The 17,121-nt window shown below is 51.8% G+C and carries 13 protein-coding genes, 4 tRNA genes and 2 pseudogenes; 11 read left to right on the top strand and 8 right to left on the bottom strand.

Annotated features, from left to right (window positions below):
* Position 1: 1 nt before the first annotated feature.
* The 10 genes from wzxE (at position 2) to RTW80_RS12785 (ending at position 7,917) form a co-directional block, all read left to right on the top strand.
* Complete coding sequence (wzxE, locus tag RTW80_RS12830; RefSeq protein ID WP_000050265.1) at positions 2–1,252, top strand: lipid III flippase WzxE; 1,251 nt, start codon at positions 2–4, stop codon at positions 1,250–1,252.
* A complete protein-coding gene (gene rffT / locus RTW80_RS12825) occupies positions 1,249–2,328 on the top strand; it encodes a TDP-N-acetylfucosamine:lipid II N-acetylfucosaminyltransferase (RefSeq protein ID WP_000217248.1) in 1,080 nt (359 codons plus the stop codon). Before wzxE ends, rffT begins: the two co-directional genes overlap by 4 nt.
* Positions 2,325–3,677 (top strand): ECA oligosaccharide polymerase, encoded by a 1,353-nt coding sequence (wzyE, locus tag RTW80_RS12820; protein ID WP_000055132.1) that lies wholly within the window; start codon positions 2,325–2,327, stop codon positions 3,675–3,677. Before rffT ends, wzyE begins: the two co-directional genes overlap by 4 nt.
* A 2-nt stretch (positions 3,678–3,679) precedes the next feature.
* Entirely contained in the window at positions 3,680–4,420 is a 741-nt protein-coding gene (gene wecG, locus RTW80_RS12815; RefSeq protein ID WP_032247435.1) for a lipopolysaccharide N-acetylmannosaminouronosyltransferase, read from the top strand.
* Positions 4,421–4,610: 190 nt separating this feature from the next.
* Positions 4,611–5,996, top strand: coding sequence for a bifunctional threonine/serine APC transporter ThrP (thrP, locus tag RTW80_RS12810; RefSeq protein WP_000774731.1), 1,386 nt, complete (start codon positions 4,611–4,613; stop codon positions 5,994–5,996).
* Between the two features lie 102 nt (positions 5,997–6,098).
* A tRNA-Arg gene (locus RTW80_RS12805) sits at positions 6,099–6,175 on the top strand.
* Positions 6,176–6,233: 58 nt separating this feature from the next.
* Positions 6,234–6,309 (top strand) — tRNA-His (locus tag RTW80_RS12800).
* A 20-nt stretch (positions 6,310–6,329) separates the two neighbouring features.
* Positions 6,330–6,416: transfer RNA gene (locus RTW80_RS12795), tRNA-Leu, on the top strand.
* Between the two features lie 42 nt (positions 6,417–6,458).
* Positions 6,459–6,535: transfer RNA gene (locus RTW80_RS12790), tRNA-Pro, on the top strand.
* Positions 6,536–6,681: 146 nt separating this feature from the next.
* The gene (locus RTW80_RS12785; protein ID WP_312719252.1) at positions 6,682–7,917 is read left to right on the top strand and encodes an anaerobic sulfatase maturase; all 1,236 of its coding nucleotides are present in this window, start codon (positions 6,682–6,684) and stop codon (positions 7,915–7,917) included.
* Positions 7,918–8,024: 107 nt separating this feature from the next.
* On the opposite strand, the pseudogene RTW80_RS12780 reads toward RTW80_RS12785, so the two are convergent.
* From RTW80_RS12780 to hemC, 5 genes and pseudogenes are all read right to left on the bottom strand, one after another.
* Positions 8,025–8,162 (bottom strand): annotated as a pseudogene (locus RTW80_RS12780) (arylsulfatase); the annotation flags it as partial.
* Between the two features lie 678 nt (positions 8,163–8,840).
* Positions 8,841–10,037, bottom strand: a complete 1,197-nt coding sequence (hemY, locus tag RTW80_RS12775; protein WP_000921791.1) for a protoheme IX biogenesis protein HemY — start codon at positions 10,035–10,037, stop codon at positions 8,841–8,843.
* 2 nt (positions 10,038–10,039) lie between these two features.
* Complete coding sequence (hemX, locus tag RTW80_RS12770) at positions 10,040–11,215, bottom strand: uroporphyrinogen-III C-methyltransferase (protein WP_000139053.1); 1,176 nt, start codon at positions 11,213–11,215, stop codon at positions 10,040–10,042.
* Between the two features lie 21 nt (positions 11,216–11,236).
* Positions 11,237–11,977: a uroporphyrinogen-III synthase gene (gene hemD / locus RTW80_RS12765; RefSeq protein WP_000026069.1), complete on the bottom strand. Its 741-nt coding sequence runs from the start codon at positions 11,975–11,977 to the stop codon at positions 11,237–11,239.
* The gene (hemC, locus tag RTW80_RS12760) at positions 11,974–12,915 is read right to left on the bottom strand and encodes a hydroxymethylbilane synthase (protein ID WP_001338644.1); all 942 of its coding nucleotides are present in this window, start codon (positions 12,913–12,915) and stop codon (positions 11,974–11,976) included. Before hemC ends, hemD begins: the two co-directional genes overlap by 4 nt.
* A gap of 386 nt (positions 12,916–13,301) precedes the next feature.
* Here hemC and cyaA point away from each other — a divergent pair, with 386 nt between their 5' ends.
* Positions 13,302–15,848, top strand: a complete 2,547-nt coding sequence (gene cyaA / locus RTW80_RS12755; protein ID WP_000281680.1) for a class I adenylate cyclase — start codon at positions 13,302–13,304, stop codon at positions 15,846–15,848.
* Positions 15,849–15,887: 39 nt separating this feature from the next.
* On the opposite strand, the gene cyaY is transcribed toward cyaA, so the two are convergent.
* From cyaY to RTW80_RS31360, 3 genes and pseudogenes are all read right to left on the bottom strand, one after another.
* Complete coding sequence (gene cyaY / locus RTW80_RS12750; protein WP_000999956.1) at positions 15,888–16,208, bottom strand: iron donor protein CyaY; 321 nt, start codon at positions 16,206–16,208, stop codon at positions 15,888–15,890.
* A 47-nt stretch (positions 16,209–16,255) separates the two neighbouring features.
* A pseudogene (locus tag RTW80_RS12745) lies at positions 16,256–17,045 on the bottom strand (DKNYY family protein); the annotation flags it as partial.
* 16 nt (positions 17,046–17,061) lie between these two features.
* Positions 17,062–17,121, bottom strand: a 60-nt coding sequence (locus tag RTW80_RS31360) for an IS1 family transposase (RefSeq protein WP_071528444.1), incomplete at its 5' end; no start/stop codon positions are given.

The following is a 17,121-nucleotide window of genomic DNA, read 5'->3' as shown; positions in this document are numbered from 1 at the left end:
TATGTCGTTGGCAAAAGCGTCCTTGTGGACGGCGGCCAGTACACTGGTCAAGATTGGTGCCGGGTTACTGGTCGGTAAGTTGCTGGCTGTGTCATTTGGTCCGGCGGGGCTTGGGCTGGCGGCAAATTTCCGCCAGTTGATTACCGTGCTCGGCGTGCTTGCCGGAGCTGGCATCTTTAACGGTGTAACCAAATACGTTGCCCAGTACCATGATAATCCGCAACAGCTGCGCCGCGTGGTCGGCACTTCATCAGCGATGGTACTTGGTTTCTCTACGCTGATGGCGCTGGTTTTTGTGCTGGCAGCTGCGCCAATCAGCCAGGGATTGTTTGGTAATACCGACTATCAGGGGCTGGTGCGTTTAGTGGCGCTGGTGCAAATGGGGATCGCCTGGGGCAACCTGTTACTGGCGCTGATGAAAGGCTTTCGCGATGCCGCAGGTAATGCGTTATCGCTGATTGTCGGCAGCTTGATTGGCGTTCTCGCGTACTACGTCAGTTACCGTTTGGGCGGTTATGAAGGGGCGTTGCTGGGTCTGGCGCTGATTCCCGCGCTGGTGGTAATTCCTGCCGCCATCATGTTGATCAAACGTGGTGTCATCCCGTTAAGCTATCTGAAACCCAGCTGGGATAACGGTCTGGCAGGGCAGTTGAGCAAATTTACGCTCATGGCGTTGATTACGTCGGTGACCTTGCCTGTTGCTTACATCATGATGCGTAAACTGCTGGCGGCGCAGTATAGCTGGGATGAGGTGGGGATCTGGCAAGGGGTGAGCAGTATTTCCGATGCCTACCTGCAATTTATTACGGCATCGTTCAGCGTATATTTGCTGCCCACGTTGTCGCGGCTAACGGAAAAGCGCGATATCACCCGGGAAGTGGTTAAATCGCTGAAATTCGTCTTACCGGCAGTGGCGGCGGCGAGTTTTACCGTCTGGCTGCTGCGTGATTTTGCTATCTGGCTGCTGTTGTCGAATAAATTTACCGCTATGCGCGATCTCTTTGCCTGGCAGTTAGTGGGTGATGTGTTAAAAGTGGGCGCTTATGTCTTTGGTTATCTGGTGATCGCCAAAGCGTCACTGCGGTTTTATATTCTGGCGGAAGTCAGCCAGTTCACTTTATTGATGGTATTTGCCCACTGGCTAATCCCTGCGCATGGTGCACTGGGCGCGGCGCAGGCATATATGGCAACTTATATCGTCTATTTTTCTCTTTGTTGTGGCGTGTTTTTACTCTGGCGTAGGCGGGCATGACTGTACTGATTCACGTACTGGGATCGGATATCCCTCACCATAACCGAACCGTTTTGCGGTTTTTCAATGACGCGCTGGCCGCGACGAGCGAGCACGCGCGCGAGTTTATGGTTGTTGGCAAGGACGACGGCTTAAGTGATAGCTGTCCGGCGCTTTCTGTGCAATTTTTCCCTGGGAAAAAATCGCTGGCGGAAGCGGTCATCGCGAAAGCAAAAGCTAACCGTCAGCAGCGTTTTTTCTTCCACGGTCAGTTCAATCCCACACTGTGGCTGGCTCTGCTGAGTGGTGGCATTAAGCCCAGCCAGTTTTTCTGGCATATCTGGGGGGCAGACCTGTATGAGCTTTCCAGTGGCTTGAGATATAAGCTTTTTTACCCACTACGTCGCCTGGCGCAAAAGCGAGTCGGCTGTGTATTTGCCACCCGCGGCGATTTGAGCTTTTTTGCCAAAACGCATCCAAAGGTGCGGGGCGAACTGCTGTACTTCCCGACGCGGATGGACCCTTCTCTCAATACGATGGCGAACGATCGGCAACGTGAAGGGAAAATGACCATTCTGGTGGGGAACTCCGGCGACCGCAGCAATGAGCATGTCGCCGCCTTACGTGCCGTTCATCAGCAATTTGGCGATACGGTAAAAGTGGTGGTGCCGATGGGATATCCGCCTAATAACGAAGCGTACATTGAGGAAGTTCGTCAGGCGGGGCTGGAGTTATTCAGCGAAGAAAATCTGCAAGTTCTGAGCGAAAAACTGGAATTTGACGCCTATCTGGCGCTACTTCGTCAGTGCGATCTCGGTTACTTTATTTTTGCCCGCCAGCAGGGCATTGGTACGCTGTGCTTACTGATTCAGGCGGGCATTCCTTGTGTGCTTAACCGGGAAAATCCGTTCTGGCAGGATATGACGGAACAGCATTTGCCGGTGCTGTTTACTACCGACGATCTCAACGAGGATATTGTGCGTGAAGCGCAGCGCCAGTTGGCGTCGGTGGATAAAAACACCATTGCCTTCTTTAGCCCTAACTATCTACAAGGCTGGCAGCGGGCGTTGGCGATTGCCGCCGGGGAGGTCGCATGAGTCTGCTGCAATTCAGTGGCCTGTTTGTGGTCTGGCTGCTCTGCACGCTGTTTATTGCCACGCTGACCTGGTTTGAGTTTCGCCGTGTGCGCTTTAACTTCAATGTCTTCTTTTCATTGCTGTTTTTGCTCACCTTTTTCTTCGGCTTCCCGCTGACCAGCGTGCTGGTATTTCGCTTTGATGTTGGTGTCGCGCCGCCAGAAATCTTGTTGCAGGCGTTGCTTTCTGCGGGCTGCTTCTACGCGGTTTACTATGTCACCTACAAAACCCGCCTACGCAAACGCGTTGCTGATGTACCGCGCCGTCCGCTGTTTACCATGAATCGCGTGGAGACCAATCTTACGTGGGTGATCCTGATGGGTATCGCGCTGGTAAGCGTCGGCATCTTCTTCATGCACAACGGCTTTTTGCTGTTCCGGCTTAACTCCTACAGTCAGATCTTTTCCAGTGAAGTCTCCGGCGTGGCGTTAAAACGCTTCTTTTACTTTTTCATCCCGGCGATGCTGGTGGTCTACTTTCTGCGCCAGGACAGCAAAGCGTGGCTGTTTTTCCTCGTCAGCACGGTCGCCTTTGGCTTGCTGACTTATATGATTGTCGGTGGCACTCGCGCCAATATCATCATCGCATTCGCTATCTTCCTGTTTATTGGCATTATTCGCGGCTGGATTTCGTTGTGGATGCTGGCGGCGGCGGGCGTGCTGGGGATTGTTGGCATGTTCTGGCTGGCGCTAAAACGCTATGGAATGAATGTGAGCGGCGATGAAGCGTTCTATACGTTTCTCTATCTCACTCGCGACACCTTCTCGCCGTGGGAGAATCTGGCGTTGCTGTTGCAGAACTACGACAACATCGACTTCCAGGGCCTGGCTCCAATTGTCCGCGATTTCTATGTCTTTATCCCTTCCTGGCTGTGGCCGGGTCGCCCGAGTATGGTGCTGAACTCCGCCAACTACTTTACCTGGGAAGTGCTGAATAACCACTCCGGACTGGCGATCTCGCCTACGCTTATAGGCTCACTGGTGGTGATGGGCGGCGCGTTGTTCATCCCGCTCGGGGCGATTGTGGTTGGACTGATCATCAAATGGTTCGACTGGCTGTATGAGCTGGGCAACCGCGAGACTAATCGCTATAAGGCTGCGATATTGCACAGTTTCTGCTTTGGGGCGATCTTCAATATGATCGTGCTGGCACGTGAAGGGCTGGATTCGTTTGTCTCACGCGTAGTCTTTTTTATCGTGGTCTTCGGCGCATGTCTGATGATCGCAAAACTGTTGTACTGGCTTTTTGAAAGCGCCGGACTCATTCATAAACGTACAAAATCATCGCTCCGGACGCAGGTTGAAGGATAACAATGAATAACAACACCACGGCACCGACCTATACGCTGCGTGGCTTACAGTTGATTGGTTGGCGTGATATGCAGCACGCCCTCGATTATCTGTTTGCTGACGGGCATCTTAAGCAGGGAACGCTGGTTGCCATTAATGCCGAAAAAATGCTGACCATTGAAGATAATGCTGAGGTCAGGGAGCTAATTAACGCTGCCGAATTTAAATATGCGGATGGCATCAGCGTTGTACGTTCAGTACGTAAAAAGTACCCGCAGGCGCAGGTTTCCCGCGTTGCCGGTGCCGATCTCTGGGAAGAGCTGATGGCGCGCGCAGGCAAAGAAGGGACGCCGGTATTTCTTGTGGGCGGTAAACCTGAAGTGCTGGCGCAAACTGAAGCTAAACTGCGCAACCAATGGAATGTGAATATCGTTGGCAGTCAGGATGGTTATTTTAAACCCGAGCAGCGTCAGGCGCTGTTTGAACGCATTCATGCCAGCGGAGCGCAAATCGTCACCGTTGCGATGGGATCGCCAAAGCAGGAGATCTTCATGCGCGACTGCCGTCTGGTGCATCCAGATGCGCTGTATATGGGCGTTGGCGGGACTTACGATGTTTTCAGCGGTCACGTAAAACGCGCACCGAAAATCTGGCAAACGCTGGGACTGGAGTGGCTCTACCGCCTGCTTTCGCAGCCGAGCCGCATTAAGCGTCAGCTTCGTTTGCTGCGTTATTTACGCTGGCATTACACCGGCAACCTCTGATTTTCCTCTCTTTGTAAAGCGACGGAGTGGTCACTTCGTCGCCTGTCTGCTTTTTTATTACACAAAGCATTCAAATTTTTAATGCTTTATTTGCCATTTCTCCTGAATTACGAAAACATTCGCAACACTCGATGTACCCATAACGATAACCGGTAACACCGGAAAGCATGCAAACACAACACGAGGATTTATGGCAGATAACAAACCAGAGCTACAGCGTGGGCTGGAAGCTCGACATATCGAACTCATCGCCCTGGGGGGCACCATTGGCGTCGGCCTGTTTATGGGGGCCGCCAGTACCCTGAAATGGGCCGGGCCATCCGTATTGTTGGCCTATATCATCGCCGGGCTGTTCGTCTTTTTCATCATGCGTTCAATGGGCGAAATGTTGTTCCTCGAACCGGTTACCGGTTCGTTCGCCGTTTATGCGCATCGTTATATGAGCCCGTTTTTTGGTTATCTCACCGCCTGGTCTTACTGGTTTATGTGGATGGCGGTGGGGATCTCAGAAATCACCGCCATTGGCGTTTATGTCCAGTTCTGGTTCCCGGAGATGGCGCAGTGGATACCCGCATTGATCGCAGTGGCGCTGGTGGCGTTGGCGAATCTGGCGGCGGTGCGGTTGTACGGCGAAATCGAGTTCTGGTTCGCGATGATCAAAGTCACCACGATTATCGTGATGATTGTCATTGGCCTGGGCGTGATTTTCTTTGGCTTTGGCAATGGCGGGCAGTCGATTGGTTTTAGCAATCTCACAGAGCATGGCGGTTTCTTTGCGGGTGGCTGGAAAGGGTTCCTGACCGCGCTGTGTATTGTGGTGGCGTCCTACCAGGGCGTGGAGCTGATTGGCATTACTGCCGGTGAAGCGAAGAATCCGCAGGTGACACTGCGCAGTGCCGTAGGCAAAGTGCTGTGGCGGATCCTGATTTTCTACGTAGGCGCGATTTTCGTTATCGTCACCATCTTCCCGTGGAATGAAATTGGCAGCAACGGCAGCCCGTTCGTACTGACTTTTGCCAAAATCGGTATTACCGCAGCGGCGGGCATTATCAACTTTGTGGTGCTGACGGCTGCGCTCTCTGGCTGTAACAGCGGCATGTACAGTTGCGGACGTATGCTCTACGCACTGGCGAAAAACCGTCAGTTACCGGCGGCGATGGCGAAAGTTTCCCGTCACGGCGTACCAGTTGCGGGTGTGGCAGTATCTATTGCTATTCTGCTAATTGGCTCATGCCTGAACTACATCATTCCCAATCCGCAGCGTGTGTTTGTCTACGTCTACAGTGCCAGCGTGCTTCCGGGGATGGTGCCATGGTTTGTGATATTGATAAGCCAGCTGCGTTTTCGGCGTGCACATAAAGCGGCGATTGCCAGCCATCCGTTCCGCTCAATCCTGTTCCCGTGGGCCAACTACGTAACAATGGCATTCCTGATTTGCGTTTTGATCGGCATGTACTTTAATGAAGATACGCGTATGTCGCTGTTTGTTGGCATCATCTTTATGCTGGCGGTGACGGCGATTTATAAAGTTTTTGGCCTTAATCGCCACGGGAAAGCGCATAAACTGGAGGAATAAGCAGCAAAACGCACAAACCGTAACCAAACGCGCAATTTATTTAAAAAGGGACTAGACAGAGGGGTGGGAAGTCCGTATTATCCACCCCCGCAACGGCGCTAAGCGCCCGTAGCTCAGCTGGATAGAGCGCTGCCCTCCGGAGGCAGAGGTCTCAGGTTCGAATCCTGTCGGGCGCGCCATTTAGTCCCGGCGCTTGAGCTGCGGTGGTAGTAATACCGCGTAACAAGATTTGTAGTGGTGGCTATAGCTCAGTTGGTAGAGCCCTGGATTGTGATTCCAGTTGTCGTGGGTTCGAATCCCATTAGCCACCCCATTATTAGAAGTTGTGACAATGCGAAGGTGGCGGAATTGGTAGACGCGCTAGCTTCAGGTGTTAGTGTCCTTACGGACGTGGGGGTTCAAGTCCCCCCCCTCGCACCACGACTTTAAAGAATTGAACTAAAAATTCAAAAAGCAGTATTTCGGCGAGTAGCGCAGCTTGGTAGCGCAACTGGTTTGGGACCAGTGGGTCGGAGGTTCGAATCCTCTCTCGCCGACCAATTTTGAACCCCGCTTCGGCGGGGTTTTTTGTTTTCTGTGCATTTCGTCACCCTCCCTTCGCAATAAACGCCCGTAATAACTCATTGCCCCACGGTATGATTTCGCCCTTAACGTATTGAAGGATGACTTCAGGCAAGGAGTGACCATGCTGCAACAGGTTCCAACGCGTGCTTTTCATGTGATGGCGAAACCGAGTGGTTCCGATTGTAATCTGAACTGTGACTACTGTTTTTATCTCGAAAAACAATCCCTTTACCGCGAAAAGCCAGTCACGCATATGGACGATGACACGCTGGAAGCGTATATCCGTCACTATATCGCCGCCAGCGAACTGCAAAACGAAGTGGCTTTTACCTGGCAGGGCGGCGAACCAACGCTACTCGGGCTGGAGTTTTACCGCCGTGCCGTAGCGCTACAGGCGAAATATGGTGCTGGCAGGAAGATAAGTAACAGCTTCCAGACTAACGGCGTGCTGCTGGATGACGAATGGTGCGCGTTTCTCGCGGAGCATCATTTTCTTGTTGGTTTATCGCTGGATGGTCCGCCTGAGATCCACAATCAATATCGCGTGACTAAAGGTGGCAGACCCACGCATAAGCTGGTGATGCGTGCCCTGACGCTGCTGCAAAAACATCATGTCGACTATAACGTGCTGGTCTGCGTTAATCGCACCAGCGCGCAGCAACCGTTGCAGGTATATGATTTTTTGTGCGATGCGGGAGTGGAATTCATCCAGTTTATTCCGGTGGTCGAGCGCCTGGCTGATGAAACGGCTGCCCGCGAAGGACTGAAATTGCATGCGCCTGGTGATATTCAGGGTGAGCTAACGGAATGGTCGGTGCGCCCCGAGGAGTTCGGTGAATTTCTGGTGGCGATATTCGACCACTGGATCAAACGCGACGTCGGCAAGATTTTCGTGATGAATATCGAATGGGCGTTTGCCAATTTTGTCGGTGCGCCGGGTACGGTTTGCCATCATCAGCCAACCTGTGGGCGCTCGGTGATTGTTGAGCACAACGGCGACGTTTACGCCTGCGATCACTATGTTTATCCACAATATCGGCTGGGGAATATGCACCAGCAAACAATTGCAGAAATGATCGATTCCCCGCAACAGCAGGTGTTTGGTGAAGATAAATTTAAGCAATTACCGGCGCAGTGTCGCAGTTGTAACGTGTTAAAAGCGTGCTGGGGAGGCTGCCCGAAACACCGCTTCATGCTCGATGCCAGCGGCAAACCGGGGCTGAATTATTTGTGTGCCGGGTATCAGCGTTATTTCCGCCATCTACCGCCATATCTTAAAGCAATGGCTGATTTGCTGGCGCACGGTCGCCCGGCCAGTGACATTATGCATGCGCATTTGCTGGTGGTGAGTAAGTAAAAAAGCGGCCATTTTGTGGCCGCCTGCGGTTGATTGCCGGATGCGGCGTAAACGCCTTATCCGGCCTACATGATCGTGCAAATTCAATAAATTGCAGCGTTCTGTGGATACTGGTTTGGGTGATCGTATCCGGCAAAGCCTTTGCGTGCGGTGGCAGTTGACGGGGTATCTGCTGCGCTGGCCATGAGAGGAAGAGCGGCGGCGACAGCAACAACAAGAAGTTTGGGTGAAAACGAAAATTCCATGCAAAATGCTCCGGTTTCATGTCATCAAAATGATGACGTAATTAAGCATTGATAATTGAGATCCCTCTCCCTGACAGGATGATTACATAAATAATAGTGACAAAAATAAATTATTTATTTATCCAGAAAATGAATTGGAAAATCAGGAGAGCGTTTTCAATCCTACCTCTGGCGCAGTTGATATGTAAGGCAGGTTTATTATATCGCGTTGATTATTGATGCTTTTTTTAGTTTTAACGGCAATTAATATATGTGTTATTAATTGAATGAATTTTATCATTCATAATAAGTATGTGTAGGATCAAGCTCAGGTTAAATATTCACTCAGGAAGTTATTACTCAGGAAGCAAAGAGGATTACAGAATTATCTCATAACAAGTGTTAAGGGATGTTATTTCCCGATTCTCTGTGGCATAATAAACGGGTAGATGCTCATTCCATCTCTTATGTTCGCCTTAGTGCCTCATAAACTCCGGAATGACGCAGAGCCGTTTACGGTGCTTATCGTCCACTGACAGATGTCGCTTATGCCTCATCAGACACCATGGACACAACGTTGAGTGAAGCACCCACTTGTTGTCATACAGACCTGTTTTAACGCCTGCTCCGTAATAAGAGCAGGCGTTTTTTTATGCATCAGAAAGGTCCCGGAGGTGCTTGCCTCCGGGTGAGAAGGAACTACTGTGGTGGGTTGTTCTGCAACGTTAACATCAAACCGTCGCGACGCATCGCTGCAGCTTCTTCCGGCTTGTGCAGTCTGTCCAGCGCGTCGGCAAGCCATGCGTAATCGTAGGCGTCCGGACGTTGTTTCAGCGCCGCGCGGAAGGCGAGCGATGCTTCCTGCCATTCTCCGTGCTTCATCAGTGACTGGCCCAGTGTGCTCCACAACAGCGGGCGATCGCCGACGTTTTTGATCTGCTGGCGTAGCACTTTTTCCAGCTGTTCCGGGTTATTGGTTTTCAGACGCGGGATCGGCAGCAGTAGGCGATCGTCATACTGGCGTTTCAGGCCGTCGATGATAATTTGCTGGGCAGTATCATGATCGTCACATTCAATAAGATGTTCCGCCATTGCCACCTGCAACGCTACCTGATGACGCGTTTTCCGGCTTTGGTTTTTCCACCAGTTACGCAAACCTTCGCTACCGTTATCGGCACGAGCCTGATCCATCAGGCCAATCCATGCCTGTTGTTCCAGCATTGCACGATGTTCTTCATCACCAACATGGGCTTTCGCCATTGATGGGATAATATCCAGCAGCGAACTCCATGCACCTGTGCGGATATACGCCTGTTCCGCCAGACGTAATACTTCCGGATGGCGTGGCGTAACTTCCAGCAGCTTATCCACGCCGTGGCGTGCAGCATGGTTTTCATTACGGGCCAGTTGCAGACGTACACGGGTGATTTCTACCGGAATGGTGTCATTGCCGGCCAGCTCCGCTGCGCGTTCCAGATGTTGGTTGGCGCGCGCTTCATCACCACGTTGTTGCGCGGCTTCGGCAGCCAGTAGATAGTTCACCACCGGTTGTTCAGCGTGATCGGCATTTTTCGCCATCAGCTTTTCAACTTGCTGATAATCGCCTTCCGCCAGTTTCAGCAGCGCCTGTTCGGTCTGCTTACGTGCACGGCGACGCTTACGCCCGACAAACCACCCACGGGTGTGCGCGCCAGTGCGGAAGATCCGCCGCAGTAGCCACTCAATGGCAAACAGCACTACCATCGCCAGAATCAATATGATCGCCAGGCCCGTGACGCTGGTTTCGATATTGTAGTTGTCGGTTTGGATCAGCACATAACCCTGATGACCGGCAATCATCGGGCCAACCACTATCCCCGCAATCAGCAAAACAAAGAGTAATAACACTTTTAGCATGGTTATTCTCCTTGCGGCGCGGCTGCCGGAGTATCACCTTGCGGTGCAGGTTTAGCTTCCGTTGTCCCTGCTGCCGGTTGTGCCAGCAGGTTACGCACGCGAGTCTGCATCAGTTTTTCCAGCATCGCCTGGCTTTGCAGGGTTTCCGGAAGATCCATCGAGATATTTTGCTGGCTTAACTGGTCCACCTCGTCGAGGAACGCTTTGGTGGTGGCATCATCAGTATCGTAGTAAGCACGTACCCAGGTGGAGACGTTCTCCAGCGCCTGGCGATAAGTCTCTTCCTGGTGACGCGGTACAGCTTGTGCTGCGACCAGCAGGCGAGAGCGAATATTTTCGCGCAGATAGATATCCTGATTTGGCGCTAACAGCGGTACGGCGGTGTCATCACGACGGCGAATCGTAATGAAGTTGTCCATAAAGTTCTGCCAGCTTTTTTGCAGATTGATACGCCATTCGCTGATGGAACTGGAAAGCTCTTCACCGTCTGAATCCATCGGCGAACCATCGCTGTCATTATCGGCCAGACGCAGGTTATCTACCTGATTTGAAAGCTGATTAAGCTTAAGGATGATGCCGTCATAATCCACCTGCGATACTGCAGAAAGGCTGGCGATATCATCGGTAATTGCCCGACGAACGGTAATCAGACTCGGGTCATTCATATCCGCCAGGCTGGCGTCTGCACTTTTCAGCAACGCTGCAGCGGTCGTGACGTCCTGATCGCTCCACAGCTTCCGTCCGGCGAGTTTCACCAGAAAATCGGCCTGAGCCAGCAGCCAGGTTTTAGCATCGCTGCCGGAAATGGTGGCGACCTTTTGTTGGACTTCATCCAACTGTTTTGCCAGCGTTTCTTGCTGACGATTCGCCTGCTTAAGTTGTGCAGCTTGTTGCTTAATAATGCCTTCCAGCTCGGCTTTTTGGCTCTCCTGGGCTTTTTGCAATGCCGTCAGTTGGTTAGCCAGGGCATCGCTGGTGGCGGTCTGATTGACGGCCTGTTGTTTACCCCAGCCATACAAACCGACGCCCGCCGCCAGAGCAATAGCGATAGCCACCGCGCTGAGAATCAATGCGGTATTGTTCTTACTCTTTTTTTCTGTTGCGACAGGTTGTGACGTGGTGTCCACGGCCTCCCTGGTCTCTTCAACCACGGCGGAGGTTTTTTCTTGTTCCGTCATTATGGCTTCCTGTTATGAGAGTTATTGTAATGCCCGTAAAAGCGCATCGTTGTCAGCGTTATCGGCGACCTTAATGTCTTGCCAGCCCAGTTCCCGGGCGAGTTTCGCCAAACGCTCACTGACGACCAATAGTCGACAGTGTAGTAACCAGTGCTCACGATACCATTGTGGGATCAGCGACCAGAGTTGCTGCAACATTTCACCGCTGGTAACAACGACCGTCGTCACCTCGCGGGATTGCCAGCGCATCGCTTCTTCGGCACCATCGTAATGGATTGCGCATCGTTGATAACATTCACAAAAAGTGACCTCAGCACCGCGCGCCGTCAGGGTATCCCCAATTAGCTCACGACCGCCATTGCCACGTAATATCAGCGCACGTTTGCCCGCAATATTTTGTAATTCAGGTAATTGTAGCAAGACTTCGCTGATTTCCCGATCCTGCGGGTAGAGAATCTTCTGTCCGCTTACGGTATGTAGTGCCAGTGCGGTGGTGCGTCCAATGGCGAAATAATTAGGTAGTCGGGGCCATTTACGATCTTGCTGATGTAGCTGTGATTGGGCAAAAGCAACCGCGTGTTGCGAGAGGGCAAACAACAGATCGCTCTCCCCCAGCGCTGCCAGTTGATCAGCAAGTTGCGGTAATTGTCGACCCGGAGAAAACTCAATCAGCGGAAAATGCCAGGCCACCTGCCCCAGTGTGCGCAGACGGCTCACTAACTCTTCTCCAGCGGGAGACGGGCGGGTGACCAGGATACTCATGCCGGGGCGTCTCCGTTATAGACTTCAGCGAGGATCTCGCGCGCGCCGTTATTCAGTAGCTCTTCTGCCAGCGAAATCCCCATTTGTTCGGCATCTTGCGGCGCACCGCGGCGTTCACCGCGAATAATCTGCGAACCGTCCGGCGCGCCGACCAGCGCACGCAGCCAGATTTCGCCATCAATAAGCTCGGCGTAGCTACCAATTGGCACCTGACATCCGCCTTCGAGACGGGTATTCATGGCGCGTTCTGCGGTAACGCGCAGTGCAGTTTCGTGGTGATTCAGCGCGGCAAGCAGCTCGCGAGTGCGTGAATCATCAAGGCGGCATTCAATACCCACCGCACCTTGTCCTACCGCCGGAAGAGAAATCTCGGGTGGCAACGCGGCGCGAATACGTGACTCCAGACCTAAACGTTTTAGTCCGGCTACGGCAAGAATGATGGCATCGTATTCGCCGTTATCCAGTTTGCTCAGGCGAGTGCCGACGTTGCCGCGCAGGGAGCGGATAATCAGATCCGGACGGCGTTCAGCCAGTTGGCACTGGCGACGTAAACTGGACGTCCCGACGATACTGCCTGCCGGTAACGCATCCAGACTGTCATAGTTATTGGACACAAAGGCATCGCGAGGATCTTCACGCTCACAAATAGTGACCAGTCCCAGACCTTGCGGGAATTCAACCGGCACATCTTTCATTGAATGTACGGCGATATCGGCGCGATTTTCGAGGAGCGCGACTTCCAGCTCTTTTACAAATAAGCCTTTTCCGCCTACTTTCGCCAGCGGCGTATCAAGAATCACATCGCCGCGCGTCACCATCGGTACCAGTTCAACGACCAGGCCCGGATGGCTCGCCATCAACTTGTCTTTGACATAGTGTGCCTGCCAGAGTGCAAGTGGGCTTTGGCGTGTGGCAATTCTTAAAACATTGTCTAACATGCTTGTTACCGTCATTATCATCCGTGGTCCATCCTAACATCCTTGCCAGAGTGATGTCAGTGTTGTGGTGAAACGTAGACGCCTGCGCAAACCGTAAAATGAGGTCTGGCAGTGGATCCTGACAGGCGTTTCACGCCGTCGTAATAAGGAATTTACAGAGAATAAACGGTGCTACACTTGTATGTAGCGCATCTTTCTTTACGGTCAATCAGCAAGGTGTTAAATTGATCACGTTTTAGACCATTTTTTCGTCGTGAAACTAAAAAAACCAGGCGCGAAAAGTGGTAACGGTTACCTTTGACATACGAAATATCCCGAATGCCGCGTGTTACCGTTGATGTTGGCGGAATCACAGTCATGACGGGTAGCAAATCAGGCGATACGTCTTGTACCTCTATATTGAGACTCTGAAACAGAGACTGGATGCCATAAATCAATTGCGTGTGGATCGCGCGCTTGCTGCTATGGGGCCTGCATTCCAACAGGTCTACAGTCTACTGCCGACATTGTTGCACTATCACCATCCGCTAATGCCGGGTTACCTTGATGGTAACGTTCCCAAAGGCATTTGCCTTTACACGCCTGATGAAACTCAACGCCACTACCTGAACGAGCTTGAACTGTATCGTGGAATGTCAGTACAGGACCCGCCGAAAGGTGAGCTTCCAATTACTGGTGTATACACCATGGGCAGCACCTCGTCCGTAGGGCAAAGTTGTTCCTCTGACCTGGATATCTGGGTCTGTCATCAATCCTGGCTCGATAGCGAAGAGCGCCAGTTGCTACAACGTAAATGTAGCCTGCTGGAAAGCTGGGCCGCCTCGCTGGGTGTGGAAGTCAGCTTCTTCCTGATTGATGAAAACCGTTTCCGTCATAATGAAAGTGGCAGTCTGGGGGGCGAAGATTGTGGCTCCACCCAGCATATACTGTTGCTTGACGAATTTTATCGTACCGCCGTGCGTCTCGCCGGTAAGCGTATTCTGTGGAATATGGTGCCGTGCGACGAAGAAGAGCATTACGACGACTATGTGATGACGCTTTACGCGCAGGGCGTGCTGACGCCAAATGAATGGCTGGATCTCGGTGGCTTAAGCTCGCTTTCTGCTGAAGAGTACTTTGGTGCCAGCCTTTGGCAGCTCTACAAGAGTATCGATTCCCCATACAAAGCGGTACTGAAAACACTGCTGCTGGAAGCCTATTCCTGGGAATACCCGAACCCACGTCTGCTGGCGAAAGATATCAAACAGCGTTTGCACGACGGCGAGATTGTATCGTTTGGTCTCGATCCATACTGCATGATGCTGGAGCGTGTTACTGAATACCTGACGGCGATTGAAGATTTTACCCGTCTGGATTTAGTACGTCGCTGCTTCTATTTAAAAGTGTGCGAAAAGCTCAGCCGTGAACGCGCCTGCGTAGGCTGGCGTCGCGCAGTGTTGAGCCAGTTAGTGAGCGAGTGGGGTTGGGACGAAGCTCGTCTGGCAATGCTCGATAACCGCGCTAACTGGAAGATTGATCAGGTGCGTGAGGCGCACAACGAGTTGCTCGACGCGATGATGCAGAGCTACCGTAATCTGATCCGCTTTGCGCGTCGCAATAACCTTAGCGTCTCCGCCAGTCCGCAGGATATCGGCGTGCTGACGCGTAAGCTGTATGCCGCGTTTGAAGCATTACCAGGTAAAGTGACGCTGGTAAACCCGCAGATTTCACCCGATCTCTCGGAACCGAATCTGACCTTTATTTATGTGCCGCCGGGCCGGGCTAACCGTTCAGGTTGGTATCTGTATAACCGCGCGCCAAATATTGAGTCGATCATCAGCCATCAGCCGCTGGAATATAACCGTTACCTGAATAAACTGGTGGCGTGGGCATGGTTTAACGGCCTGCTGACCTCGCGCACCCGTTTGTATATTAAAGGTAACGGCATTGTCGATTTGCCTAAGTTGCAGGAGATGGTCGCCGACGTGTCGCACCATTTCCCGCTGCGCTTACCTGCACCGACACCGAAGGCGCTCTACAGCCCGTGTGAGATCCGCCATCTGGCGATTATCGTTAACCTGGAATATGACCCGACAGCGGCGTTCCGCAATCAGGTGGTGCATTTTGATTTCCGTAAGCTGGATGTCTTCAGCTTTGGCGAGAATCAAAATTGCCTGGTAGGTAGCGTTGACCTGCTGTACCGCAACTCGTGGAACGAAGTGCGTACGCTGCACTTCAACGGCGAGCAATCGATGATCGAAGCCCTGAAAACTATTCTCGGCAAAATGCATCAGGACGCCGCACCGCCAGATAGCGTGGAAGTCTTCTGTTATAGCCAGCATCTGCGCGGCTTAATCCGTACTCGCGTGCAGCAACTGGTTTCTGAGTGTATTGAACTGCGCCTTTCCAGCACCCGCCAGGAAACCGGGCGTTTCAAGGCGCTGCGCGTTTCTGGTCAAACCTGGGGGTTGTTCTTCGAACGCCTGAATGTATCGGTACAGAAACTGGAAAACGCCATCGAGTTTTATGGCGCGATTTCGCATAACAAACTGCACGGCCTGTCAGTGCAGGTTGAAACCAATCACGTCAAATTACCGGCGGTGGTGGACGGCTTTGCCAGCGAAGGGATCATCCAGTTCTTTTTCGAAGAAACGCAAGACGAGAATGGCTTTAATATCTACATTCTCGACGAAAGCAACCGGGTTGAGGTATATCACCACTGCGAAGGCAGCAAAGAGGAGCTGGTACGTGACGTCAGTCGCTTCTACTCGTCATCGCATGACCGTTTTACCTACGGCTCAAGCTTCATCAACTTCAACCTGCCGCAGTTCTATCAGATTGTGAAGGTTGATGGTCGTGAACAGGTGATTCCGTTCCGCACAAAATCTATCGGTAACATGCCGCCTGCCAATCAGGATCACGATACGCCGCTATTACAGCAATATTTTTCGTGATGAACGTGCCGGAAAGCGAGGCTTATCCGGCATGCAATCTTAGCGGAAACTGACTGTTTCACCCGCCTGCTGCGTCGCCGCCTGTTCCAGCAAATCCCAGAAGGTTTCGCCGCTGCGATCGCAAATCCACTCATCGCCTTTCAGATCAAAATGGTAGCCGCCTTGTTTGGTTGCCAGCCATACCTGGTGCAGCGGTTCCTGGCGGTTGATAATGATTTTGCTGCCATTTTCAAAGGTAATGGTCAGTACGCCGCCGTTGATTTCGCAGTCGATATCGCTGTCGCCATCCCAGTAGTCCAGGCGTTCTTCAATGGTCAGCCAGAGTTGATCAGCCAGGCGATGAAATTCACTGTCGTTCATTGTTGTATCCTGTTTTTAAGTGATGGCGGCAGTATAGCGGTATGGGGTCAGGGCTTCAAAGTTTGCACCTCTGCTGCTGCGTTCCGGCATGATTCATCCGTCACCGGAATAATGATGTCTCTGTTTTGAACTTCACGTACGTTCTCCTCTCTGACACGAGTTTTCGCCGGGCAGGGGGAGGGCGTAATCCTTACCTCTGTATCGGTCCATGTATAAACATTGCGATCGTCATAAGCGAAGCGATCGTTTTTAGTTAGCGGACCGTTAACTGGAATAATTTGCAAGCTCTTTGACCGTAATTGGCGGATAAAGTAAGCATGCTGTTTGCCGCTATTAAATGAGCGATCAATGACCAGGTCTGGCGTATCCAGCGGGATTATCTCAAGCTGGTCTTCACCAAATGTCGATAATTTTGTTACATACAGCCGATCTTTATATTGCGCAATATTGCCAGTAATCAGATGAAATTGTTCAGGTTCAATACCTGGTAGGTCTATCCACTTGCTCCACTGACGGTCGGGCGTGAGCTGTTTACGCCAGCGAACGCGACTTTCCCCTACTTCAAAAGAGACGTCATCATCTACGGGTATCGCTTTGCCTGATAATTGACCAAAGGGATAACGATGCAGACCCTTATTGTCGCGAAAAACCAGCAGTGAATGAGGTATCCAGCGAATTATCTCAAATGAGTCTGCATTCGCCGTAAGGTGAACGCCATTTAAATAAATATTCTGCCCACTGCGGATAAGCAGATCATTGGAATACGAATTTCTGTTTACACGTCATAAGACGTGGATTAATACCCCACCATCTTTTTTCTAATACAGTAACATCACTGGGTAATGACTCCAACTTATTGATAGTGTTTTATGTTCAGATAATGCCCGATGACTTTGTCATGCAGCTCCACCGA

Source organism: Escherichia sp. AM3, assembly GCF_032029835.1.
GTDB classification, from domain to species: Bacteria; Pseudomonadota; Gammaproteobacteria; order Enterobacterales; family Enterobacteriaceae; genus Escherichia; species Escherichia coli.
This window is presented reverse-complemented; position numbering and strand designations above follow the sequence as displayed.